This window comes from Rhodovulum imhoffii (assembly GCF_003046545.1).
Classification (GTDB): Bacteria; Pseudomonadota; Alphaproteobacteria; order Rhodobacterales; family Rhodobacteraceae; genus Rhodovulum; species Rhodovulum imhoffii.
This window is the reverse complement of record NZ_QAAA01000026.1, coordinates 1-23,152: the sequence shown is the minus strand read 5'-3', so window position 1 is coordinate 23,152 and position 23,152 is coordinate 1. Positions and strand designations below refer to the sequence as shown.

General features: G+C 60.9%; 20 protein-coding genes, 2 tRNA genes and 1 pseudogene. 11 read left to right on the top strand and 12 right to left on the bottom strand.

Annotation, left to right across the window (positions count from 1 at the left end; all coding sequences use genetic code 11):
* Positions 1-107 precede the first annotated feature (107 nt).
* Positions 108-811 (bottom strand): annotated as a pseudogene (locus C8N32_RS13730) (IS3 family transposase); the annotation flags it as partial.
* Positions 812-973: 162 nt separating this feature from the next.
* Here C8N32_RS13730 and C8N32_RS13725 point away from each other — a divergent pair.
* Both C8N32_RS13725 and eda read left to right on the top strand, forming a co-directional pair.
* The gene (locus C8N32_RS13725) at positions 974-1,846 is read left to right on the top strand and encodes a shikimate dehydrogenase (protein ID WP_107893548.1); all 873 of its coding nucleotides are present in this window, start codon (positions 974-976) and stop codon (positions 1,844-1,846) included.
* On the top strand, positions 1,843-2,490 hold the full coding sequence (eda, locus tag C8N32_RS13720) for a bifunctional 4-hydroxy-2-oxoglutarate aldolase/2-dehydro-3-deoxy-phosphogluconate aldolase (protein ID WP_107893547.1): 648 nt from the start codon (positions 1,843-1,845) through the stop codon (positions 2,488-2,490). The genes C8N32_RS13725 and eda overlap by 4 nt, the downstream gene beginning before the upstream one ends.
* A gap of 148 nt (positions 2,491-2,638) precedes the next feature.
* Here the strand turns inward: eda and C8N32_RS13715 are convergent.
* The 7 genes from C8N32_RS13715 to C8N32_RS13685 form a co-directional block, all read right to left on the bottom strand.
* Positions 2,639-2,714, bottom strand: a tRNA-Val gene (locus C8N32_RS13715).
* Between the two features lie 81 nt (positions 2,715-2,795).
* A tRNA-Val gene (locus tag C8N32_RS13710) sits at positions 2,796-2,870 on the bottom strand.
* 18 nt (positions 2,871-2,888) lie between these two features.
* Entirely contained in the window at positions 2,889-3,308 is a 420-nt protein-coding gene (locus tag C8N32_RS13705) for an HU family DNA-binding protein (RefSeq protein WP_107893546.1), read from the bottom strand.
* Between the two features lie 83 nt (positions 3,309-3,391).
* Positions 3,392-5,800, bottom strand: a complete 2,409-nt coding sequence (gene lon, locus C8N32_RS13700) for an endopeptidase La (RefSeq protein WP_107893545.1) — start codon at positions 5,798-5,800, stop codon at positions 3,392-3,394.
* Between the two features lie 270 nt (positions 5,801-6,070).
* Complete coding sequence (locus C8N32_RS13695; protein ID WP_201132381.1) at positions 6,071-7,024, bottom strand: glycosyltransferase 61 family protein; 954 nt, start codon at positions 7,022-7,024, stop codon at positions 6,071-6,073.
* A gap of 517 nt (positions 7,025-7,541) precedes the next feature.
* A complete protein-coding gene (gene tgt / locus C8N32_RS13690) occupies positions 7,542-8,669 on the bottom strand; it encodes a tRNA guanosine(34) transglycosylase Tgt (protein WP_107893543.1) in 1,128 nt (375 codons plus the stop codon).
* A gap of 87 nt (positions 8,670-8,756) precedes the next feature.
* Positions 8,757-10,241 carry a Hint domain-containing protein gene (locus tag C8N32_RS13685; protein ID WP_170106814.1) on the bottom strand — a complete coding sequence of 495 codons (1,485 nt, stop codon included), beginning with the start codon at positions 10,239-10,241 and terminating at the stop codon, positions 8,757-8,759.
* Between the two features lie 544 nt (positions 10,242-10,785).
* Here C8N32_RS13685 and C8N32_RS13680 point away from each other — a divergent pair.
* The 4 genes from C8N32_RS13680 to tpiA all read left to right on the top strand — a co-directional run bounded on the left by C8N32_RS13680 (position 10,786) and on the right by tpiA (position 13,747).
* Positions 10,786-11,148, top strand: a complete 363-nt coding sequence (locus C8N32_RS13680) for an SUF system Fe-S cluster assembly protein (RefSeq protein WP_107893541.1) — start codon at positions 10,786-10,788, stop codon at positions 11,146-11,148.
* Between the two features lie 76 nt (positions 11,149-11,224).
* On the top strand, positions 11,225-12,439 hold the full coding sequence (locus tag C8N32_RS13675) for a glycerophosphodiester phosphodiesterase family protein (protein ID WP_107893540.1): 1,215 nt from the start codon (positions 11,225-11,227) through the stop codon (positions 12,437-12,439).
* A gap of 109 nt (positions 12,440-12,548) precedes the next feature.
* A complete protein-coding gene (locus C8N32_RS13670; protein ID WP_107893550.1) occupies positions 12,549-12,914 on the top strand; it encodes a HesB/IscA family protein in 366 nt (121 codons plus the stop codon).
* Positions 12,915-12,997: 83 nt separating this feature from the next.
* Positions 12,998-13,747, top strand: coding sequence for a triose-phosphate isomerase (gene tpiA, locus C8N32_RS13665; RefSeq protein ID WP_107893539.1), 750 nt, complete (start codon positions 12,998-13,000; stop codon positions 13,745-13,747).
* A gap of 45 nt (positions 13,748-13,792) precedes the next feature.
* Here tpiA and C8N32_RS13660 read toward each other — a convergent pair whose 3' ends face one another.
* The 3 genes from C8N32_RS13660 to C8N32_RS13650 form a co-directional block, all read right to left on the bottom strand.
* Positions 13,793-15,187, bottom strand: a complete 1,395-nt coding sequence (locus tag C8N32_RS13660) for a TRAP transporter large permease (protein ID WP_107893538.1) — start codon at positions 15,185-15,187, stop codon at positions 13,793-13,795.
* A 5-nt stretch (positions 15,188-15,192) separates the two neighbouring features.
* Positions 15,193-15,888, bottom strand: a complete 696-nt coding sequence (locus C8N32_RS13655) for a TRAP transporter small permease (RefSeq protein WP_107893537.1) — start codon at positions 15,886-15,888, stop codon at positions 15,193-15,195.
* An 85-nt stretch (positions 15,889-15,973) separates the two neighbouring features.
* Positions 15,974-16,975 carry a DctP family TRAP transporter solute-binding subunit gene (locus C8N32_RS13650; protein WP_107893536.1) on the bottom strand — a complete coding sequence of 334 codons (1,002 nt, stop codon included), beginning with the start codon at positions 16,973-16,975 and terminating at the stop codon, positions 15,974-15,976.
* Between the two features lie 292 nt (positions 16,976-17,267).
* Here C8N32_RS13650 and C8N32_RS13645 point away from each other — a divergent pair, with 292 nt between their 5' ends.
* Positions 17,268-18,089 (top strand): ferredoxin--NADP reductase, encoded by an 822-nt coding sequence (locus tag C8N32_RS13645; RefSeq protein ID WP_170106815.1) that lies wholly within the window; start codon positions 17,268-17,270, stop codon positions 18,087-18,089.
* Between the two features lie 30 nt (positions 18,090-18,119).
* Here the strand turns inward: C8N32_RS13645 and cbbR are convergent, their stop codons facing one another.
* Positions 18,120-19,040, bottom strand: coding sequence for a LysR family regulator CbbR (gene cbbR, locus C8N32_RS13640; protein ID WP_107893535.1), 921 nt, complete (start codon positions 19,038-19,040; stop codon positions 18,120-18,122).
* A 105-nt stretch (positions 19,041-19,145) separates the two neighbouring features.
* Here cbbR and C8N32_RS13635 point away from each other — a divergent pair, with 105 nt between their 5' ends.
* The 4 genes from C8N32_RS13635 to C8N32_RS15510 form a co-directional block, all read left to right on the top strand.
* Positions 19,146-20,153 carry a class 1 fructose-bisphosphatase gene (locus C8N32_RS13635; RefSeq protein ID WP_107893534.1) on the top strand — a complete coding sequence of 336 codons (1,008 nt, stop codon included), beginning with the start codon at positions 19,146-19,148 and terminating at the stop codon, positions 20,151-20,153.
* 17 nt (positions 20,154-20,170) lie between these two features.
* Positions 20,171-21,043, top strand: coding sequence for a phosphoribulokinase (locus C8N32_RS13630; protein WP_107893533.1), 873 nt, complete (start codon positions 20,171-20,173; stop codon positions 21,041-21,043).
* 10 nt (positions 21,044-21,053) lie between these two features.
* Positions 21,054-23,045 carry a transketolase gene (gene tkt / locus C8N32_RS13625; protein WP_107893532.1) on the top strand — a complete coding sequence of 664 codons (1,992 nt, stop codon included), beginning with the start codon at positions 21,054-21,056 and terminating at the stop codon, positions 23,043-23,045.
* Positions 23,046-23,060: 15 nt separating this feature from the next.
* The coding region (locus C8N32_RS15510; RefSeq protein WP_146159704.1) for a glyceraldehyde 3-phosphate dehydrogenase NAD-binding domain-containing protein at positions 23,061-23,152 on the top strand (92 nt) is incomplete at its 3' end.

Below are 23,152 nucleotides of genomic sequence, written 5' to 3'. Positions count from 1 at the left end.
TGGCTGAACCACTACAACACCGAGCGCCCGCATCTCGGCTACAGAAACCAGGGCAGACGGCCCGTCCAAACCGTCATGTCATTCGTAAGCCAAAAAGGTTAAGTGGACATTTTCAGGGTCCGGTAGACCCGACCGTCGGCGGTCCGATCCTGGACGAAGTCATAGGACCAAACATGGTTGGGACGTTCCGGTCGAAGCCGGACACACGATCCGTCGTTCAGCCAAAGCCGCCCTTTCTTTTTATGCTTCTGCGGGACTTTCAGCCCTTCGCGTCGCCAGATATGCTCAACCCGCTTATGATTCACGTGCCAACCTGCGTTGTTCAGCAGACCCGCCACCATCCGATATCCGTAGCGCCCATACTGGTCGGCCAGCTCGATGATATCATCGGTCAGACGCTGTTCATCAGCACGGCCTTGGGGAACCTTGCGCTGCATGGATCGGTGCTGCCCGAGTATGCGACAGGCGCGGCGTTCGGAAACGCCAAGCTCCCGCCGCACATGGTCGATGCACTTACGACGACGCGAAGGGCTTAGAAGTTTCCCTTTGCGGCTTCAGTCAGAATGAGTTTGTCCAAGGTCAGATCGGACACCGCTCGTCGCAGCCGCTGGTTCTCTTTCTCCAGTTCCTTCAGCCGCGCGAGTTGTGACCGCTGCATCCCGCCGTAGAGCTTTCGCCAACGGTAAAACGTTTGCTGCGTCACGCCGATCTGGCGAACCGCCTCGGCAATCGTTGCGCCTTGTCCCTGCAGAACTTCAACCTGCCGAAGCTTCGATACAATATCTTCGGGCTTCTCTCGTTTTCCAGCCATCGCTGATCCTCCAATTTGAGGGATACCTATCCCAGTTGGTGGACCACTTTCAGGGGGCTACTCCAGCATTAGCGGCTGTCGATTTAACTGAATTTGCCCTATGGTCGTATTCTGGATGCGCACCTGTTCGGTCGCGTGGAGAATGATTACAAAGCACCCGCAATGATCAGGCCGATTGCAAAAGATGCTGAAATTCCCGGCGCAAGTTACGATGTGGTGCGCGTGGGGCTGATCGGCAGGGGTATCCAGAAATCCCGGACACCTGCAATGCATATGGCAGAGGGGCGGGCACAGGGTATTGATTACCGCTATACGCTGATTGACCCGGACGCCATGTCAGGACCCAAACGGTTACTCGCCGAACTGATCGATAATGCAGAAACCGCCGGCTACACCGGGCTCAACATCACGCATCCTTACAAGACACTGGTGGTGGACGAGCTTGACACCCTGTCTGACGACGCGCGCAATGTGGGGGCGGTCAACACAGTGATTTTTCGCGATGGCCGGCGTATTGGCCACAATACCGATTTTTGGGGTTTTGCCGAAAGCCTGCGCCAAAACCTGAAAGGTGTGCGGCTTGATACGGTCCTGCAACTCGGGGCGGGCGGGGCGGGGGCCGCCGTCACCCATGCGCTCAGGTCGCTCGGCGTGCGCCGACTTCTGATTAACGACAGATCTGAGAAAGTTGCGGATGTGCTGGCCGCCAAAACCGGGGCCGAAGTGGTGACCGACCCTTCTGCCGCCGCCCAGGCGGATGGTATCGTCAATGCAACTCCGATGGGCATGGCGGCCCATCCCGGCCTGGCCATCCCGCCAGACCATCTCGAACCGCGCCATTGGGTGGCGGATATCGTTTATGTCCCGCTCGAGACCGAGTTGTTGCGGATTGCCCGCGCCCTTGGTTGTCATACGCTCGATGGGGCAGGGATGGCAATTTATCAGGCGGCAAAAGCCTTTGAACTGTTTTGCGGTCTCAAGGCCGACCCCGAACGCATGCGCCGGACATTTGACACTTTTGGAGCCCAACCATGACACCCCAGAACGCCAGCCACCGCATGCGGGACCTCTGCAATCTCGCACCTGTCATCCCGGTCATAGTGATCGACGATATCCGCCATGCCCGCCCGGTGGCCGAGGCACTTGTCGCAGGCGGACTGCCCGTGCTGGAGGTCACCCTGCGCACGCCCACGGCACTTGACGCGATCCGCGCGATGACCGATGTGACCGGCGCACATGTCGGGGCTGGCACACTTGTCTCGCCCGAAAACGTTCGCGCCGCCAAGTCCGCGGGCGCTCGCTTTGGTGTGTCGCCCGGCACGACCCAGGATTTGCTCGCAATATGTGAAGCTGAAGACATGCCGCTTCTTCCCGGGGCCGCCACTGCCAGCGAGGCCATGCGGTTGTTCTCACACGGCTATGACATGCTCAAGTTTTTTCCCGCCGAATCGTCCGGCGGCGTGACGGCGCTCAAGGCCCTCTCGGGGCCGTTGCCGCAAATCGCATTTTGCCCGACCGGCGGTATCGATCCGGCGAACGCAGAAAGCTATCTCTCCCTTGACAATGTTTCCTGCGTTGGAGGCAGTTGGATTACCGCCGGGACGCTGATGGCAACTCAGGACTGGGACGGCATAGAGGCGCGTGCAAGAGCTGCGGCGCAACTTGGGTCAGCCCGATAACCTGTGATTTCCAAGGCCGGCGGAATGTCCCGAATGATCGGTTCTGATTGTTTATATCCCCATCTTCGGAGGGGCTGCGAAGATGTCAAGCGTGTCGTTCCTGAACCACTAAGCAGTTCATAAGATTATAGAAATCCGGAAGGAGGTATGGTGGGTGATGAGAGACTCGAACTCCCGACATCTTCGGTGTAAACGAAGCGCTCTACCAACTGAGCTAATCACCCGCAGGGAAAGGGGGCATGGCTTTGGGCCTTTGCATTCTTTCTCCCGTCCTCAAGAGCACCTGGAAGGCCCCCTGGGTCTCATGGTGGGTGATGAGGGATTTGAACCCCCGACATCTTCGATGTGAACGAAGCGCTCTACCACTGAGCTAATCACCCGTGGCGGGGGTAATAGCGTCACTCTTCAGGGTCCGCAAGGGGGTCTTTGGCCTTATCGACGGCATTGGCGTTGCGGCGGATGCGGGCCCTGATAACCGTTGCATTTCCCGCATCTTTCTGTCGGTCGATCTTAACCCGGCCCAACGGATGCAGGATCATTTCCTCATTCGCGGCAAAGGCTTCCCCCAAAACATGAAGCATCGCCTCAACGATGGGCTTCACATCCTTTTTCTTCATGCCGGAAACCTCGACGACACGATCCACGAGTTCCGGTCGGCGTAACGGCTGCCCCTGCCCCGTGTCGGCGCCGGCCTCGGATTTGACGGTAGCCTTGACGGAGGCGGTCACAGGCCTGGCGACCGCAGCGGGTTCTTCGGCACTCCTGACCTTAACGGCGGGCTTTCGTGTGCGTGTCGGCGACGCCTTTCGAGTTGCCATTGTTATCCCCTTCTCACACTGCATTGGCGAGGGTAAATCCCTCGCCACCGTTATACGCATCTTCCGCCCCTGAGAAAGCGAATTCAGTGGGCACGCCGGGCGGCTTCCTCCGCGGCGGCGGCCTGTGCGGCCTGTGCGGCAGCTTCCTCGGCCTCTTCATCCCAGTCGATCGGCTCCGGAACACGGACAAGAGCATGACGCAAGACATCGCGCACATGGGCAACCGGGAGGATCTCCAGCCCTTCTTTAACGTTGTCGGGAATCTCCGGAAGGTCCTTTTCGTTTTCCTGCGGAATCAGCACCGTCTTGATGCCCCCCCGCAGCGCCGCCAGAAGCTTCTCCTTCAGCCCGCCAATCGCCAGAACATTGCCGCGCAGGGTGACCTCCCCCGTCATCGCGATATCCTTGCGGACGGGAATGCCGGTCAGCACGGACACGATCGACGTGACCATGCCGACACCCGCACTGGGCCCGTCCTTGGGGGTTGCGCCTTCGGGGACGTGAACATGGATATCCCATTTCTCGAACCGCGGCGGTCTGACACCGATCTCAGGCGCGATGGAACGCACGAAGCTCGATGCCGCATCGATGGATTCCTTCATCACCTCGCCCAGCTTGCCGGTGGTCTTCATCCGTCCCTTGCCGGGCAGCTTGAGCGCCTCGATGGACAGCAGATCGCCCCCCACGCTGGTCCAGGCCAACCCGGTAACGACACCGACCTGGTCTTCCTTTTCCGCCAGGCCATAGCGGAACTTCGGAACGCCCAGGAAATCCTCCAGATTGTCCGGGGTGATCGTGACCTTCTCTGCCTCTTTCCTGACCATTCTGGTGACCGCCTTGCGGGCCAGCCTGGCGATCTCGCGCTCAAGATTTCGCACCCCCGCTTCACGGGTGTAATAGCGGATGATTGCGGTCAGGGCGTCGGACGTCAGGTCGAACTCCGTCGCGCGCAAGCCATGGTTCTTGATCTGCTTGGGCACGAGGTGGCGCAGGGCGATCTCCCGCTTTTCATCCTCGGTATAGCCGGCAAGACTGATGATCTCCATCCGGTCCAGAAGCGGACCAGGCATGTTGTAACTGTTGGCCGTGGTCAGGAACATCACATTGGACAGGTCGTATTCGACCTCCAGGTAATGATCCACGAAAGTATTGTTCTGCTCGGGGTCGAGAACCTCCAGCATCGCGCTGGCTGGGTCCCCGCGGAAGTCCTGCCCCATCTTGTCGATCTCGTCGAGCAGGATAAGCGGGTTCGTGGTTTTCGCCTTTTTCAGCGCCTGGATGACCTTGCCCGGCATCGACCCGATATAGGTGCGGCGATGGCCGCGAATCTCGGATTCGTCGCGCACACCGCCCAGGCTGATGCGAATGAACTCCCGTCCGGTGGCGCGGGCCACCGACTTGCCAAGACTGGTCTTGCCCACGCCCGGCGGACCGACGAGACACAGGATCGGCCCCTTCAGCTTTTTGCTGCGGCTTTGCACGGCAAGATATTCGACGATGCGTTCCTTGACCTTTTCCAGCCCGTAATGATCTTCGTTCAGGACGGTTTCCGCCCGGTCGAGATCTTTGCGCACCCGCGACTTCACCCCCCAGGGGATCGACAACAACCAGTCAAGGTAATTGCGCACCACCGTCGCCTCGGCGGACATGGGGCTCATGTTTCGAAGTTTCTTGACCTCGGCCTCGGCCTTTTCCCGCGCCTCCTTCGACAACTGAGTATTGGCGATGCGGTCTTCCAGTTCGGCAATTTCGTTCTGGCCCTCGTCGCCATCGCCCAGTTCACGCTGAATGGCTTTCATCTGCTCATTCAGGTAATACTCCCGCTGGGTGCGCTCCATCTGGCTCTTGACGCGGGTCTTGATCTTCTTCTCGACCTGCAAGACGCTCATCTCGCCCTGCATCAGGCCATAGACCTTTTCCAGCCGTTCGGCCACGACAAGCGTTTCAAGCAAATCCTGCTTTTTGGCGACCTCGATCCCCAAATGCCCGGCAACCAGGTCGGCCAGCCTGGCGGCTTCGCGGGTCTCACTGACAGCGGACAGCGCCTCTTCGGGGATATTCTTGCGGACCTTGGCGTAGCGTTCGAACTCAACGCTGACAGAGCGCAACAAAGCCTCGATCACACCTTCGTCGCCCGGCATTTCGGTCAGGAGTTCGGCACTCGCCTCGAAAAATTCCTCATTCTCAAGGAAGCCGCCGATGCGCACGCGGCTTTTCCCCTCGACCAGCACCTTCACCGTGCCATCGGGCAGTTTCAGAAGTTGCAGCACATTCGCCAGAACGCCGACCCGGTAGATGTCTTCAGGAGTGGGATCGTCCTCAGCCGGATCGATCTGGGCAGACAGCAAGATCTGCTTGTCTTCCGACATGACCTCCTCCAGCGCGCGGACGGATTTTTCCCGGCCGACAAAAAGCGGAACGACCATGTGCGGAAAAACCACAATATCGCGCAGCGGAAGAACCGGGTAAGAAGGGCTGAGTTGCTCGTGCATCCTGTTTCCTTGGCTATGGCAAGAGGGCCCTGCCCCGACAAACGGCAGCACCCGGCCCTCTCCTCGTGTTGGCTTAATCTGGGGTGCCACCCCGTGGTTTCAACCGCTTTTCCTTACGGCTTCGTCCAAGAATGCCCGGATGCCAGGGCCGGGGCAAGGCCGTTTCCGCTCCGGGACGTCTGACGCTTTTCCCCATCATGCAAGCATGCCGGACCGGCACCGGTGGCAACGTTTCGCAAAAGCACGGGGAAATTCAGAAAGAAAGCACCATCACGCGCCCGAACCGGCCTGGCGCGCCATTCTCCGGCTTATCTTTTCCTTTCGAACGGTTTCACGCCATTCATTCCAGCCTTGCTCGTCAAGAAATTCCTCTCCGGGGCGGCCTTCGGCAACAGACCCTTCGATTTCGCGCGCCTTGGGAAATTCCCACTCGGCCCGATCGTCGACAAACCCCGTCGCTCTCAGAATCTCCTTGCATCGCTGGAAATCCAGTATCGAAATCGCCCGATTGGTTTCAAGGGTTTTGGGAAACACGACCCTTTCGATCGAATTGACGAACTGAACAGGCTGAGGATCAAAGGCGTGAATCTGGCGCGAAATCAGAGGCGGAAGCGCCTCTCGCCGCTGAATGACCGCAACCTGTTGAACGGGTTTCTTGACGAAGGCGAAAAAATGAAGCGCGGACCCTTCCGCAAAAATCAGTTTTTCGGCACGGGAATAAGCCTCCAATTGTTCTTGAAGGCTGTGCTCTTCCGGGGCGAACCTTTTGTAACCAGACCGGGCAAGGTTTTCGGAAAGGCGATCTTCGCAGGCAAAGCGGCCCTGCAACCGCGATACATTCGCCCTGGTGACATACAGTCGATTCCCGCTTTCGACATCGGCAGTAATATAGGGGCGCAATCTGCCATGCACCCAGCTGACAAACTCATACGATGCGCCGCCAAGATAGTTTTCGCCGTACTTGTCCAACGCCGTATAGAGAACCGGGGCGGAAACGGAAGACGCCACGACCCTCACCGGCCTTTCGACACCAAAACACCCCAGGATCTTGCCCATGCGAATCTGGAGTTGCGCCAGCAGCCTTGGAGAGCCCATGCGTACGACGTAAAGAAGGCCGGTTTCCTTCGGCAGATGATCGAGCGCCCATACCCGGCCAAGACCGGTAGTCAGGTTGTGACCGAACATGTTGTTCAGCACTCCGGCAAAAAGACAGGGCTCGGCCAAACGCTCGGGGGGGGCAGAATTGTCACTCCAGTCGGGCCGCCAGACGACACGCCCGATTGTTGAGAAAACCCCGGATGCAGGGACAGGCCGGTCCGTGTTGTCAACCACTCCGAACGCGATGGCCCTTCCACTGCGAAGACGTACGGATGCACGCAAGGCCTTGCCTTCGGGAACCTCGTAGATTCCTTCCACCGGACCCGGCCGTACCGATGAATCGTTGATCCCGCCCTCTTTTCGCAACGCCTTTCCACTCTGCTTTGTCTCGACCCGGCGGGGACGTTAACACATATTTAACAAATAATGATAATAAGAAGAAAAATCGTCAAATGGGTGTATCGCCGCAACACCTATGCGACAGCCCGGCACCACACCTTTTGGGAGGAGTGGATCATGGCGTTCGATTGTCTTGCGTGCGACCGGGGGAAATCGTCCCGCAGAAGGCCAGGCGTTTCTTTGAGCTGGTTTTGGCCTTTCAAACATGTGGGGTAGAAACCGCAGCGGCCAAGGCCATACGCTGTCAGAGCCGCGCGACATCCCCCTCCGCCCGTTCGGCGTGAAACCCGGCCTGCCAATCCGCAAAGCGGCCTTCGGCAATGGCAGCGCGGATATCGGACATGAGCTGCTGATAATAATGCAGATTGTGCCAGGTCAGCAGCATGGAGCTGATAATCTCCTGCGCGCGGAAAACGTGGTGCAAATACGCGCGGGAGTAGCTGCGGCACGCCGGGCAGGTGCAGGTCTCGTCGATAGGGCGCGGATCATCCTGATGGCGTGCGTTCTTGATGTTGAGCACCCCGCGCCGGGTGAACACCTGCCCCGTCCGCCCCGAGCGCGACGGCAGCACGCAATCCATCATGTCCACCCCGCGCGCGACGGCACCGACAATATCGTCGGGCTTGCCCACCCCCATCAGATAACGCGGCTTGTCCTCGGGCAGCATATCGGGCGCGTAGTCGAGCACCCCGAACATCGTTTCCTGCCCCTCGCCCACGGCAAGGCCTCCGATGGCGTAGCCGTCAAACCCGATTTCGCGCAGCTTCTCGGCCGAGGCGGCGCGCAGGCCGGGATAGACACCGCCCTGCTGGATCCCGAACAACGCATGGCCGGACCTGTCGCCAAACGCCTCACGCGAACGGCGTGCCCAGCGCATCGACAGCTCCATACTGTTTCGCGCGGTCTCTTCATCGGCGGGGAAGGGCGTGCATTCATCGAAAGCCATCACGATATCGCTGCCCAGAAGACGCTGGATTTCCATGCTGCGCTCGGGGGACAGCATGTGCCTGGACCCGTCGATATGGGAGCGGAAGCGTACCCCCTCCTCGGTCAGCTTGCGCAGGCCGGTCAGGCTCATCACCTGAAAGCCGCCGCTGTCGGTCAGGATGGGTTTTTCCCAGTTCATGAAGCGGTGCAGCCCACCAAGACGGTCGATCCGCTCGGCCGTTGGGCGCAGCATCAGATGGTAGGTGTTGCCCAGCAGAATATCCGCCCCCGTCGCCGCCACGCTCTCGGGCATCATGGCCTTGACCGTCGCCGCCGTGCCCACGGGCATGAAGGCCGGCGTGCGGATATCCCCCCGCGGTGTCCGGATGCGCCCTGTGCGGGCCTTGCCGTCACGGGAAGTCAGGTCGAAATCAAAGCAGGGCATGGGCGGACTCGCAACGTCTGAGGCCCTGCCTTCTAAAGGGCTTTGCCGCCGAAGGCCAGCGCCCGATCCTGAAACCGCCGCCCCTTGTCAGTGCAACAGCACTTCCTTCAGGGCCCGGGCCTCATAATCGCGCAAGGACGCCCGGACGAGCGACCCATAGGACCTCCGGTCCGTTGCCAAGGCGGGGAAGAGCCTGAAAATCTCCGCGCGCGTCTGCGACGCCATTCCATCCAGCGCAATATCGCCGGGAAAGAAGCTTTCCGACGGGGCGCCCTCGGCATAGACGATCTGGTGGCTGTCGAACAGGATGTGGTAATAAACCACCGTATCCGCGGGGGCTGATCGGATGGTACTGTCATTGACAAGCGATTTCGCACTGACGAGAACCTCGCTCTCACCGAACATCAGCTCCGCCCGCCAGCCACGCAACATCATCCGGTGCTGCGGACTTACCAGAAGATCGCGCTTGTTTTCCAAGGTCCCCGCCTTGATCCGGATCGGTGCGAAGATTCCGCGGGCATGCACGCGCGATGCCCCGATCCAGCGGATCGGCATCGGGCCTTTATCCATTGTCACCACCATGTCACCCTGGCGCAGATCCTCCACCGGCACCTCGCCGCGCAGGGTCAAAATCAGGGTGCCCATGACGAAACAGGGCTGATAACTGACCTCGATCGAGCCGGTGCTCAGGATCAGCGTCCCGTCCTCGAAATAGGTCTTCACCTCGACAGTGATGTTGGATCCCGCCGGCGGAAGATAGGCAAGCGGAATCGACTGGCAATCGATGGAATAGCCCAGCGCGGTCGACGTGATCGGCGGGGCCCCCGCCGGGTACGTCACAACCTGGGTAGACCCGTCCGGGTAGGTCAGAACGACCTCCACGTAATCGAGATCGGGCATCGGCGGGGGGGTATTGATGGCGTCGATCAGTCCGGCAGCATCGGTGACCTTTTCGGCGCCACCGGTATTGTCCATGATATTAAGGTCGTCGATACTACTGTTGGCCCCCACCCCGATCGCGGAAATCTGGGCGTTGAACTGCGTCTGCAGGGTACTTGCCTCGTCATCATAAGTTCCACCGGAGTTCACATACCCGTCCGACAGAAACACGACGAGGTTGGTATCCTGATCCGTCACCTCGGATTCCGGGTTGTTGTCGGCGGTGCCGTCGGTTGTGGTACTCTCCCATTCGGAAATGACAGATTGCAGCGGACTTTCAAAGTTGGTGGCCCCGCTGGCCACCAGCCCGTCAATCGCGGTCTCGAAGGCGGCCTGATCGTTCAGCGTGTAAGTGCCGACCACGGTGCTGCCGGAGGCATAGGTGACAACGGTGAACTCGATCTCGTCGGGATCATACCCGGCATCTATGAATTGCTGGAACAGCGCCTTTGCCGCGATTTGCTGCGCCTCGAGGAAAGTGTCGATGTCCCCATCGCCATCCACATCGCTGCCCGAAGAATTCGCCGTCGACCCGGATACGTCGATCACCAGGGCGACGTTGATATCCTGGGTCAGGCCCGCAGTCGTAATGTCATGCGAGAACTCAAGCGTATCGTCTGCGTAGGTCGGCAACGTCGTCTGCGTCGTTGCCGTTTCACCGTTTATCGTCCCTGACGCGGTATAAACATTGGTTGGATTATTCGGGTCCGGAGGACATGACATGAAGGTTACCTTTTAACTTACCTGCGTTGTTTTCCAGCCTTTCGTTGCGCGTGAGTGGACGACTCCAGGACATTCATCCGAGGCAATACCAGTTTTATTTGAACAATTTTAAATAGAAGGTCTCCTTCAGCATGCGCGGCGCATGCCTTTAAAACAAAAGCAATAAGGAATCTTTATTACACAATAAATAAATTATGTCAATCATGAAACTGACGGGGATTAAATACATTCAATAATAAGAATGATGATAGCCGTAAATCCTCACGGTCCGACCGCCGGGGGGGCAGCATACCGAGGGCATAACATATTGGTAAAAAATCCTATTCCCCATCCATCTCATAGCCCTCGGGAATCCACCCACCCGGTAGAATTTGCTCCCGGCGCCTCCCGAAAGAAGGCTGGACGCCCCGCCCCGCTTTCCTTATATCTTTTGTAAGATTTACGGGAAGACACCATGACCCAGCCGCAAGAACAACTGGAGGGCACCCCCCTGATCCAGCCCTCCACCACAGACCACCCCCTGTACGACGCTGTCGTAGAAGCCTGCCGTTCGGTTTTCGACCCGGAAATCCCGGTGAACATCTACGACCTCGGCCTGATCTACACGATCGGCATCAGCCCCGAAAACGCCGTGCGGATCATCATGACGCTTACCGCGCCGGGCTGCCCGGTGGCCGGGGACATGCCCGGATGGATCGTCGACGCGATCTCCCCCGTGCCGGGCATCAAGGAGGTCGATGTCGAAATCACCTGGGATCCCCCGTGGGGCATGGACATGATGTCCGACGAAGCCCGCCTGGAACTGGGATTCATGTAAGCGTCATTGCCCCGTCGCAAGACTGTCACGCAACTGGGAAAAAACACCGCAGATCACTCATTATGCGGAGAATCCCATGAAACGTGTCTTTCTCATTGCGGGCACCGTGATGGCGCTGACCCTGCCGGCGCTGGCCGGTGACGGTGGTGTCAGCTATGGCCCCCGCCCCTTTTTCCTGATCGACGCCATGAAAGAGGGTCCGCTGAAAGAAACGCTGACCTCCTGCAAGGATCAGACCCCCCGGACCACCGCCTTTTCCATCGGCCATCGCGGCGCGCCGTTGATGTTTCCCGAACATACGGTGGAATCCAACCGCGCCGCGGCCCGCATGGGGGCGGGCCTCCTGGAATGCGACGTCACCTTCACCAAGGACAAGAAACTGGTCTGCCGCCACGCCCAGAACGACCTGCACACGACCACCGACATCCTGACAACCCCGCTGGCGGACACGTGCGTCATCCCCTTCTCCCCCGCGCGGGGCGACGCACCGGCCACGGCGGAATGCCGGACATCGGAACTCACCCTGGAGCAATTCCGCAGCCTCACCCCAAAAATGGATGCCGCCAACCGCGCTGCCACCACCGCCCAGGCCTACCAGAACGCCACCGCCGGCTGGCGCACCGATCTGTACACCACCGGCGCGCACCTGATGACCCACGCAGAATCGATTGAGCTGTTCCGCACTCTGGGCGCAAAGTTCACGCCCGAACTCAAGTCGCCTTCCGTGGAGATGCCGTTCGATGGCTTCACCCAGGCCGACTACGCACAAAAACTGATCGACGAGTACAAAGCCGCCGGCATCCCCGCGCAAGATGTGTTCGCGCAGTCCTTCAACCTCGAGGACGTGCTCTACTGGATCGGGAACGAGCCGGAGTTCGGCAAGCAGGCGGTGGTCTACCTGGACGGCAGCTACGACATCGAAGGATGGGACCACATGGACCCCGCCACATGGACCCACCAGATGGACGACCTCAAGGCCATGGGCGTGAACTACATCGCTCCGCCGCTGTGGGTTCTGGTCACCCTGGACGAGGCAGGAAAAATCGTACCCTCCATCTATGCCGAAAAGGCCGGCGAAGCCGGGCTGAACATCTTCACCTGGACGCTCGAACGCTCCGGCCCGCTCGGCGCGGGCGGGGGCTGGTACTTCCAGTCCATCGCCGGCGTCACCGAAAATGACGGCATGTATTTCGAATTACTGGATGTTCTGGCCCGGGACGTGAAGGTCAAGGGCGTATTTTCCGACTGGCCCGCGACGGTAACCTACTACGCCAACTGCATGGGGCTTTGAGCCCGCCGGGGCGGTCTCCGGGCCGCCCCACGACTTATGATAATTCCAACTCCCCCCCTTGAGGAAGCGGCCCGCGCGCCCTACCCTTTCAGGGATGAAGGAGAAAATCATGTTCGGCATTCCCGGCAAGCAGGCGGTCACCCTCACTCCGAAGGCCGCCGCCCAGGTCACGAAGCTGATGGCCCGAGACGGTGCCGCAGGGTTGCGCATTGGCGTGAAGAAAGGCGGCTGCGCGGGCATGGAATACACCATGGACTATGTCGACGAAGTCGACCCAAACGACGAAGTCGTCGAACAGGACGGCGCACGGGTGATGATCGCCCCGATGGCACAGATGTTTCTGTTCGGCACGGAAATCGACTACGAGGTGTCGTTGTTGGAATCGGGCTTCAAATTCCGCAACCCAAATGTCACCGAAAGCTGCGGATGCGGCGAATCCATCCGCTTTGGCGACATGGGCGGCGCGCAAAACTGACCCACCCGGCGGCAGGCCTATTCCGCTTGGCGCGCAAATCGCCTATGCCTTCCCGAACTGCAACGAAAAAGGGAGACGGCTCCATGCGGCGCAAACTTGCGGCTGGGAACTGGAAAATGAACGGAACCGCGGCCTCGCTGGCTGAGGTCGAGGCGCTGGCGAAAGCACACCCCACCCCGGCGGTCGATGTGCTGCTGTGCCCCCCGGCCACGCTGATCGCCCGCATGGCCGACCGCGCCGAAGGCAGCGCCGTCGCCGTGGGCGGACAAGATTGCCATGCCAACATCTCGGGTGCGCACACGGGCGACATCTCGGCGGAGATGCTGGTCGATGCAGGTGCGACCCATGTCATCCTCGGCCATTCCGAACGCCGTACCGATCATGCCGAAACCGATGCCATCGTCCGCGCGAAAACCGAAGCCGCGCTGGCGCGGGAACTGGTGGCTGTGGTCTGTGTCGGCGAAACCGAGGCCCAGCGCGATGCCGGCCAGACCCTGGCGGTGATCAAGGCCCAGCTTGCAGGATCCCTGCCCGATGCGGGGGTGGATGGCGCGACCACGGTCATCGCCTATGAACCCGTCTGGGCCATCGGCACCGGCCGTGTGCCGACCCTGGAACAGATCGCCGAAGTCCACGACTTCATACGCGCCGAATTGAAAGACCGCTTCGGTCCGGTCGCGGATGGCATCCGCCTGCTTTACGGCGGATCGGTCAAGCCCTCGAACGCGGGTGATATCTTCGCCACCTCGAATGTCGACGGCGCATTGGTGGGCGGCGCCTCTCTGAAAGCGTCCGATTTCTCGGCCATCATCGCTGCGCTGGAAACGGCCTGAACAGCCGGCATGATGTGGAAAGGGCCGCATCGCGCGGCCCTTTTTCTAATTCGTGATGATCTCCGGTCCCATGAGGGCCGTTGGCAAGGCTGTCGACAGCCACGGTACATAAGTCACGATGATCAGAAACACGAACAACACCGACAGGAACGGCAGCGCCGCCTTCACCACCCGCATCATCGGCATCCCCGCAACCCCGGAGGTCACGAACAGGTTCAGCCCGACGGGGGGCGTGATCATCCCGATTTCCATGTTGACGACCATGATGATTCCAAGGTGGATCGGATCCACGCCCAGTTCGATCGCGATGGGGAAAACCAATGGCGCGACGATCACGATCAGGCCCGAAGGCTCCATGAACTGACCGCCGATCAGCAGGATGACGTTCACGATCACAAGAAACATGATCTTGCCAAACCCGGCCTCCAGCATCGCCCCGGCGATCTTCTGGGGGATCTGCTCATCGGTCAGCACATGCTTCAGGATCAGGGCGTTGGCGATAATGAACATCAGCATGATGGTCAGCTTGCCCGCCTCCAGCAATGTGCGGCGCGTATCGGCATGGAAGAAACCGGTCATCAACGCCTGCGGACGCCGCCACAAAGGCACAGGCGTGCCCCCGTCGCCGGCGGCCAGCGGCCCCATGTCCCGATAGACGAACACCGCGATCACGAACGCATAGACCGAAGCCACGGCCGCAGCCTCTGTCGGGGTAAAGATGGCCCCCGTCACACCGGGAACGCCATAGATCCCCACCATGATGATGACGATCAGCATCAACCCCCAGAAGGCATCACGGAAGCTGGCGAAAATCTCGCCCCACCCCTGCCACTCCCCCTTCGGCATGTTGCGCAGCGTGGCGATGACATAAATCGCCGTCATGAGCATCAGCCCGGCAAGCAGACCGGGAATCACCCCGGCAAGGAACATCCGCCCGACAGACACATCCGTGGCCGAGGCATAAACGACCATCACGATGGAAGGCGGGATCAGGATGCCCAGTGTGCCTGCATTGCAGATCACCCCGGCCGCGAAGTCAGACGTGTACCCGACCTTGCGCATCGCCGCGATGACGATCGAGCCGATGGCAACCACAGTCGCCGGGGACGACCCGGACAGCGCCGCGAAAAGCATGCAGGCGAAAACGCCCGCAATCGCCAGCCCGCCCCGCAAATGCCCCACGCAGGCAATGGAAAAGCGGATGATCCGTCGTGCCACCCCCCCCGTGGACATGAAACTGGAGGCGAGAATGAAAAACGGGATGGCCAGCAGCGTGTAATGCCCCGCCATCGCCTGGTACAGGGACTGCGCGATAGAGGCCAGCGACGTTTCCGACATCACCAGCAGGAAGATCATCGAGCTCAACCCCAGCGACACCGCGATCGGCACCCCGATCAGCAGAAGCCCGATCACCATCGCGAACAGGAAAACAACATCCATTTCCCTCAGCCCTCTTTCGCTGCGGCCGCTTCTTCCACGGCATCTTCGGCTTCATGGCTGACGATCAGCCCGTCCTGTTCCCCCGACACGATCCGCATCGCCGCCTGCGCCAGCCGAAACACCATCAGCGCGACCGAAACCGGGATGATCGTGTAAGGCACCACGATGGGCAATTTTTCATAGGGGTCTTCGCCTTCGGGCAGGAACAGGGCCTCCAGCGGCGCGCGCAGGAACCCAGGCACCGGGATGCGTTCGGTCGGAACGTAGCCGCGGAAATCCCACGGCTTCATCTCCTCGAATCCCGTGGGGAACCAGCGCCCGGTGGTGGGGGCGAGGTTGGCATAAGGCGCCCAGTAGTCATAAGCGCCCTTCATCAGAAGCAGGGCGTAAATCAGGCAAATGCCCACCGTGAGCAGCGCCATCAGCCGGCGCGGGCCGCGCCCGACGATATTGAGCAACGCGTCCACACCCAGATGCATGGTAATCTTGAACCCGTAGGCGATACCGAACATCACCAGCCACGCGAACAGGACCAGCGTCAGCTCCAGCCCCCAGATCAGGCCACTGTTAAAGATGTAACGCAAGACGACGTTGACAAATGTGATCAGCGCCATCAGCCCCAGCAGCAGGGCGATGACGTTTTCCTCAAACGCATGCACCACCCGAGCCAGCGGGGTTTTCGGCATGTAAGTGCCGCTCATCCGACCCCTCCCGTACCAACAGGATCATGTTTGGTTTTCGTTTTGGGATCGGCCCGGCGGGGCCGGGCCGACCCGGTCGCTGGCCTCAGTGGGCGGCGTTCATTTCCTGCGCGGCGGCAATGTTCTCGGCCCCCACATCGGCCTCGAACTGGGTCCAGACGGGCTTCATCGCATCCACCCACGCGGTCCGCTGTTCATCGGTAAGCTGACGCACCTCGCCACCCGCTTCGAGGATGGATTGTTTGGCCTGCTGGTTCACGGCCTCGGACTCGGAGTTCCGGGTATCTGTCACCTCCATCAGGATAGTGCCAAGCTGATCGCGCACCCCTTCGTCCAGGCCTTCCCACCACTCGACCGAGGTCACCACGAGATAGTCGAGTACCCCGTGGTTGGTTTCGGTGATACCGTCCTGCACCTCGAAGAATTTCTGACCGTAGATGTTGGACCAGGTGTTTTCCTGCCCATCCACAACGCCGGTTTGCAGCGCACCGTAGACCTCCGAGAAGGCCATCGGCTGCGGCGACGCACCCAGGGCCTCCATCTGCGCGACCAGCACATCCGAGGTCTGCACCCGGAACTTCAGCCCGGCAGCATCGGAGGGATCGAGCAACGGCTTGTTGGCCGAGAACTGCTTGAGGCCGTTATGCCAGAAAGCAAGACCCAAAAGTCCGCGCCGCGCCATCGATTCCAACATCGCCTGTCCCGTCTCCGACGCCTGGAACGCGTTCACCGCATCCATGTTCTTGAACATGAATGGCAAGTCGAAAATCCGGAACTGCTTGGTATATTTTTCGAATTTCGAAAGCGAGGGCGCCGCCAGATGGACATCGCCCTGCAGCATGGCCTCAAGAACCTGATCGTCATTATAAAGGGTGGAGTTCGGGAAGACCTCCATACAGGCGGTGCCGTTCATCTCATCGTTCACGCGCTGTTGAAGGAGTGAGGCGGCAATCCCCTTGGGGTGCTTGTCTGTGTTGGTGACATGGCTGAACTTGATCACCATCTCTCCATCGTCACAGGCAGCGACCCCGGCACCCGCGCTCAGCACAAGGGCCATGGCGGTTGCGGCAGCAGTAATGACTTTCATACGGACCTCCCAGTTAAGCATGATTGCGCCGCAGATGCGGGCAGTGCCAGACTATCGCCGATGCGCCCGGCAGGCTCAAGAAAAACTATGCCACACACAATGGTTTCCGCGGCACACCGGCACCCCTGCGACATCGGGGCTTGATCTGTGTCATGGTTCCCCCCAAAACCATCTGGAAAGACCCCCCGGCAGGGATGCCCATGCCGCGCCCGCTATACGTTTGGGGTTTCCCCTCACCCCCCGGACCTCTAGAAGGAAAGGAGCGGGGCATCCGCCCCGTTGCATGAAACAGATGAACGAACAGACCGCCGTGACCCAGACCGCCGCCCAGGTTAAAACCCTGCCCGATGCCCAGACCGTGACAGACGTGCGCCACTACACGGACCGGCTGTTCTACTTCCGTGTCACCCGACCGCGCACCTTGCGCTTCCGCTCGGGGGAATTCGTGATGATCGGCCTGCCCGACGACAACGGAAAGCCGATCATGCGCGCCTACTCCATCGCCTCCCCCGCCTGGGACGAGGGGTTGGATTTCTATTCCATCAAGGTGCAGGACGGCCCGCTGACCAGCCGTCTGCAGCACATCCAGCCAGGCGATCAGATCATTCTCAAGCCCAAGCCGGTGGGCACGCTGGTTCTGGATGCACTGCTGCCGGGCAAGCGGCTGTGGCTGCTGGCCACGGGCACCGGGATCGCCCCTTTCGCCAGCCTCATGCGTGACCCCGATACCTACGAACGCTACGATCAGGTCATCATGATGCACACCTGCCGCGAGGTGGCGGAGCTGGAATATGGCCGCGAACTGATCGAAAGCCTGCCCGAAGATCCGCTGATCGGCGAATTCGTCGGCGACAAGCTCAAGTACTACCCCGCCACCACCCGTGAGGACTTCAGAACCATGGGCCGGGTCACCGACAACCTGACTTCGGGCAAGGTCTTCGCAGAACTCGGGCTCGGCTGCGCGAAAATGGACCCGGCGGTCGACCGCGCGATGGTCTGCGGATCGCTGGAATTCAACAAGGACATCATGGCCATTCTCGATGGCTGGGGCCTGCGCGAAGGCGCCAACTCCGAACCGGCCGAATACGTCGTGGAAAAGGCCTTCGTCGGCTGACCCACACGCCGCGCCCTTCGGGGCGCGGCCTTATCGGGGCAAGAACCCGCCCTGCATCCCAAGAATGTAATCGTGCACTTTCCGGCTGGCGGAGCTGAGAACCGCGTCGCGCCGGTGCAACAGGAACCATTGCCGCACCAGCGGCAGGCCATCGGCCTCCAGCAGCACCAGCCGCCCGTTTTTCAGTTCGTCGGTGATCGTGTGGCGTGAAATCAGCGCCACTCCCAGCCCCGCGACCACCGCCTGCTTTATGGTTTCGTTCGAGTCCAGCTCGATCAGGCGGTAGGCGCGTCCCTGTCCCAGCTTGTCGAGGTAGCGCACCGTCAGGATCCGCGTGCCCGATCCTTCTTCACGCACCAGGAACGTCTCATCCAGCAGCGCGGCGGGGGAAACCCGCCCCGCCCCGACCAACCGATGCCCGGGCGGCGCGATCAGAACATGGGGGTGAGGCCCCAGAACCGAGGCCTTCACATCCGGCACCCGCGGCGGGCGGCCCATGATGGCGATATCCACGGACGACGCTTGCAGATGCGCGATCGTGCTGTCGCGATTGCCGACCTTGAGCAGCACCTCGATCTTCGGATAGGCCTGCCGCAACGCCGCGACGATCGTGGGGCCGAAATACTTACCCGTGGACACCACCCCCAAAGTGACCAACCCCTCGACTCCGGCATTCAGCGCGCGCACATGATCGGCGCAGGACTCCAGCGCGGACCCAATCGCGCGCGCGGCGGTCAGGACGGCCTCCCCCTGCGGGGTCAGCCTGGACACGCCGGCGGGGCTGCGTTCCAACACCTTGCAGTTGAAATTCCGCTCCAGCCCGCGAAGTTGCGTATGGACCGCGGGCGGCGTGAGACGAATTGCCTCAGCCGCGGCCGAAATCGACCCATGTGCCACGACCGCCTGCAAGGCCCTTAATTGCTTGAAAGTCACGGCTTCCGGCTTAGGCATTAAATTTTCCTTTATAGCACTTGCCTATTTTTTAAATTCTGTAAAGCCAGCGTTTCGCAATAGCAACTGGATTGAGCAACACGCCGTCAGATTCGGGAGAAATCCATGCAAAACGAAACTCCGATCCGGGATTTGGCACATATCCCCGCGAGGCTGCGGCCCATCATGGCCGCGCTTTGCGAGGTCGGCGCCGAACTGTCCCACACCATCCAGCGCGGCCCACTGGGGGGCGCCCTGGGGGCGGAGGTTGGCGTCAACACCGACGGCGACGGCCAGAAAGCCCTGGACGTGATGGCCGACGAAGCCTTCGGCGCCCGTCTCAGGTCCGCCAGTGTCCGCTGGTACGCTTCGGAAGAACAGGAAGAGGTGGTCGAACTCGACCCCGAAGGGGCCTTTGCGCTGGCGATCGATCCGCTGGACGGCTCCAGCAATATCGACGTGAACGTCTCTATCGGTACGATCTTCTCGATCTACGAAGCCAAGGATGAGGCCAATGCCTCGTTCCTGCGCCCGGCGCAGGAGCAGATCGGCGCGGGCTATATCATCTATGGCCCGCAGACAATGCTGGCAACGACCTTCGGCAAGGGCACGCAGCTTTACCTGATGGACCCGGACAGCCGCCAGTTCGTGTTGGTGAACCCGGCGGTGAAGGTTTCACAGTCCTCACAGGAATTCGCGATCAACGCTTCCAACTATCGCCACTGGTCGAAACCCGTCCGCGCGTATATCGACGACTGTATCGCTGGCGAAGAGGGTCCCCGGGCCAGCAATTTCAACATGCGCTGGGTCGCGTCTCTGGTGGCCGAAACGCACCGTATCCTCAGCCGGGGGGGCGTGTTTCTTTACCCGGCAGATGCGCGCAAAGGCTATGAACACGGCCGCCTGCGCATGGTCTACGAATGTGCACCCATCGCCTTCGTGATCGAGCAGGCCGGCGGGCTGGCCACCGATGCGCAGGACCCGATCCTGCCGCAAAGTGCACGGGAATTGCACGCGCGCACGCCCTTCGTATTCGGTTCGCCCGACAAGGTGAGCCGCGTCGCCGCCTATTACGACCTGCCCGAACAAGAGGTCAGCGCCCTGTTCGGCAAACGCGGCCTGTTCCGCGCCTGAGCCAAGGAGGAAATTCCATGAGCAAGAAACATCCCATCATTTCCGTCACTGGCTCCTCCGGGGCGGGCACGTCGACGATCAAACATACCTTCGACCAGATCTTCCGCCGCGAAGGCGTGAAAGCCGTTTCGATCGAAGGCGACGCTTTCCACAAGTTCAACCGCAAGGACATGAAGACCGAACTGGAACGCCGCTATGAGGCCGGGGATTTCGGCTTCAGCCATTTCAGCTACGAAGCCAATGAACTGGAAGAACTGGAAAGCGTGTTCCGCCAGTACGGCGAAACCGGCACGGGCAAGACCCGCACCTATGTCCATGACGAGGAAGAATCCAGGGTCTATGGCGTACCCCCCGGCGAGTTCACCGAATGGCGCGATTTCGACTCCGACAGCGACCTGCTGTTCTACGAAGGGCTGCACGGTGCGGTGGTGAATGACAGCGTGGATCTTGCCAGATATGCCGACCTCAAGATAGGCGTCGTGCCCGTGATCAACCTTGAATGGATTCAAAAGATCCACCGCGACAAGGAAAAGCGCGGCTACACCACCGAGGCCGTCACAGATGTCATCCTGCGCCGGATGCACGCCTACGTGCACTGCATCTGCCCGCAATTCACACAAACCGATGTCAACTTTCAGCGTGTGCCGGTTGTGGACACGTCCAATCCTTTCGTGGCGCGCTGGATACCCACACCCGACGAAAGCCTGGTGGTGATTCGCTTCAAGAACCCCCGCGGGATCGATTTTTCTTATCTCACGTCGATGATCCATGGCTCCTGGATGAGCCGCGCCAACTCCATCGTCATTCCCGGCGGGAAGATGGACCTGGCGATGCAACTGATCTTTACGCCGATGATCGAACGCCTCGTCTCAGAATCGAAACGCGCCTGAGGATATATCCATGAACGCACAAACCAAGATATCCACCGGAGCCGAGGGCCTGATGGCCAACGCCATCCGCGCCCTGACCATGGACGCCGTGCAGGCCGCAAATTCCGGCCACCCCGGCATGCCGATGGGCATGGCCGATGTTGCCGCAGTGCTTTACAACCGTTTTCTCAACATCGACCCCAGCCAGCCGAAATGGCCTGATCGTGACCGCTTCGTCCTGTCGGCGGGGCACGGATCGATGCTGATCTATGCAATCAACCACATGCTTGGCTATGCCGACATGGATATCGACCAGGTCCGAAATTTCCGCCAGCACGGCTACCGCACCGCGGGCCACCCCGAGTACGGTCATGCAGACGGGATCGAGACCACCACCGGTCCGCTGGGCCAGGGGATCACCACCGCCGTGGGCATGGCGCTTGCGGAGCGCATGCACAACGCCCGCTTCGGGGACGGCCTGGTGAATCACCACACCTACGTCATCGCCGGGGATGGCTGCCTGATGGAAGGCATCAGCCATGAGGCCATCGACATGGCCGGCCACTGGGCGCTGGGCCGGCTGATCGTACTGTGGGACGACAACAAGATCACCATTGACGGCTCCACCGGGTTGTCCACCTCAACCGATCAGAAGGCCCGCTTTGCCGCTTCCGGCTGGCATGTGCAGGAAGTGGACGGCCATGACCACGAGGCCATTGCCGCCGCGATCGTGACCGCCCGTGCCGACACCCGCCCGAGCCTGATCGCCTGCAAGACGATCATCGGCTACGGAGCCCCGAACAAGCAGGGCACATCCGCCACCCATGGCGCACCGCTGGGAGACGAGGAAATCGCCGCCACCCGCACCGCGCTGAACTGGCCGCACGCGCCGTTCGAACTGCCCGCCGAAGCACTGGAGGCCTGGCGCGCCGTCGCCGCCCGCGGCAAGGCCACGCGCGAAGCCTGGGAAGCCCGGCTTGCCACCTCCGACAAGGCCGCGGATTTCAACGCCTCGCTGTCCGCCCCCGATGCGGACGCGCTGACCGGAGCCATCGCCACCTACAAGGCTCAGCTTTCGGCCGATGCGCCGAAAGTCGCCACCCGCAAGGCCAGCGAGATGGCCCTGGCGGTCGTCAACGCCACGCTGCCCAACACCATCGGCGGCTCGGCGGATCTGACCGGCTCCAACAACACCCGCACCAAGGGTATGGAGCCCGTCAGCAAGGACAATTACGGCGGCAACTACATCCACTACGGTATCCGTGAGCACGCCATGGGCGCAGCGATGAATGGCATCGCGCTGCATGGGGGCTTCCTGCCCTATGGCGGCACGTTCCTCGTGTTTTCGGACTACTGCCGTCCGGCGATCCGCCTTTCGGCGCTGATGGGGCTGCCGGTGACCTATGTCATGACCCATGACAGCATCGGCCTGGGCGAAGACGGCCCCACCCATCAACCGGTGGAGCACATCGCCAGCCTTCGGGCGATGCCCAACCTCAACGTCTTCCGCCCGGCCGACGTTGTGGAAACCGCCGAAGCCTGGGAAATCGCCGCCACAGCCCGCACAACACCCAGCCTACTGGCGCTGTCACGGCAGGGCCTGCCGACCCTGCGCACCGAACATACCGCAGAAAACAAGGTCGCCAAAGGCGCCTACGTTCTGCGCGAAACTGACGGGGCACGCGACGTGACGCTGATTGCCACCGGGTCCGAAGTGGAAATCGCGGTCCAGGCCGCCGATGCGCTGGCGGCCGGGGGTGTGAAGGCTGCCGTGGTCTCCGCCCCCTGCTTTGAACTGTTCGCCGCGCAGGATGCGGACTACCGCTCCACGGTTCTGGGCAGCGCCCCCCGCGTCGGCGTGGAAGCCGCCGTGGAACAGGGCTGGGCCGCGCTTCTGGGCGATAACAGCGCCTTCGTGGGTATGACGGGTTTTGGCGCGTCGGCCCCGGCGGACGAACTTTACGAACATTTCGGCATCACCGCCGAAGCCGTGGCCAAAGCCGCGAAATCTCTCATCAAGTAAGCAGGGGATCAAGACATGACAGTGAAGGTAGCGATCAACGGCTTTGGCCGGATTGGGCGGAACGTTTTGCGCGGGATTGTCGAGTCTGGCCGGACGGACATCGAGGT

What these genes read in the sequence shown, in the direction of transcription:
- C8N32_RS13725 (WP_107893548.1), top strand. Translation starts at nt 974, where the DNA reads ATGATCAGGCCGATTGCAAAAGATGCTGAAATTCCCGGCGCAAGTTAC.
- eda (WP_107893547.1), top strand. Translation starts at nt 1,843, where the DNA reads ATGACACCCCAGAACGCCAGCCACCGCATGCGGGACCTCTGCAATCTC.
- C8N32_RS13705 (WP_107893546.1), bottom strand. Translation starts at nt 3,308, where the DNA reads ATGGCAACTCGAAAGGCGTCGCCGACACGCACACGAAAGCCCGCCGTT.
- lon (WP_107893545.1), bottom strand. Translation starts at nt 5,800, where the DNA reads ATGCACGAGCAACTCAGCCCTTCTTACCCGGTTCTTCCGCTGCGCGAT.
- tgt (WP_107893543.1), bottom strand. Translation starts at nt 8,669, where the DNA reads ATGCCCTGCTTTGATTTCGACCTGACTTCCCGTGACGGCAAGGCCCGC.
- C8N32_RS13680 (WP_107893541.1), top strand. Translation starts at nt 10,786, where the DNA reads ATGACCCAGCCGCAAGAACAACTGGAGGGCACCCCCCTGATCCAGCCC.
- C8N32_RS13675 (WP_107893540.1), top strand. Translation starts at nt 11,225, where the DNA reads ATGAAACGTGTCTTTCTCATTGCGGGCACCGTGATGGCGCTGACCCTG.
- C8N32_RS13670 (WP_107893550.1), top strand. Translation starts at nt 12,549, where the DNA reads ATGTTCGGCATTCCCGGCAAGCAGGCGGTCACCCTCACTCCGAAGGCC.
- tpiA (WP_107893539.1), top strand. Translation starts at nt 12,998, where the DNA reads ATGCGGCGCAAACTTGCGGCTGGGAACTGGAAAATGAACGGAACCGCG.
- C8N32_RS13660 (WP_107893538.1), bottom strand. Translation starts at nt 15,187, where the DNA reads ATGGATGTTGTTTTCCTGTTCGCGATGGTGATCGGGCTTCTGCTGATC.
- C8N32_RS13655 (WP_107893537.1), bottom strand. Translation starts at nt 15,888, where the DNA reads ATGAGCGGCACTTACATGCCGAAAACCCCGCTGGCTCGGGTGGTGCAT.
- C8N32_RS13650 (WP_107893536.1), bottom strand. Translation starts at nt 16,975, where the DNA reads ATGAAAGTCATTACTGCTGCCGCAACCGCCATGGCCCTTGTGCTGAGC.
- C8N32_RS13645 (WP_170106815.1), top strand. Translation starts at nt 17,268, where the DNA reads ATGAACGAACAGACCGCCGTGACCCAGACCGCCGCCCAGGTTAAAACC.
- cbbR (WP_107893535.1), bottom strand. Translation starts at nt 19,040, where the DNA reads ATGCCTAAGCCGGAAGCCGTGACTTTCAAGCAATTAAGGGCCTTGCAG.
- C8N32_RS13635 (WP_107893534.1), top strand. Translation starts at nt 19,146, where the DNA reads ATGCAAAACGAAACTCCGATCCGGGATTTGGCACATATCCCCGCGAGG.
- C8N32_RS13630 (WP_107893533.1), top strand. Translation starts at nt 20,171, where the DNA reads ATGAGCAAGAAACATCCCATCATTTCCGTCACTGGCTCCTCCGGGGCG.
- tkt (WP_107893532.1), top strand. Translation starts at nt 21,054, where the DNA reads ATGAACGCACAAACCAAGATATCCACCGGAGCCGAGGGCCTGATGGCC.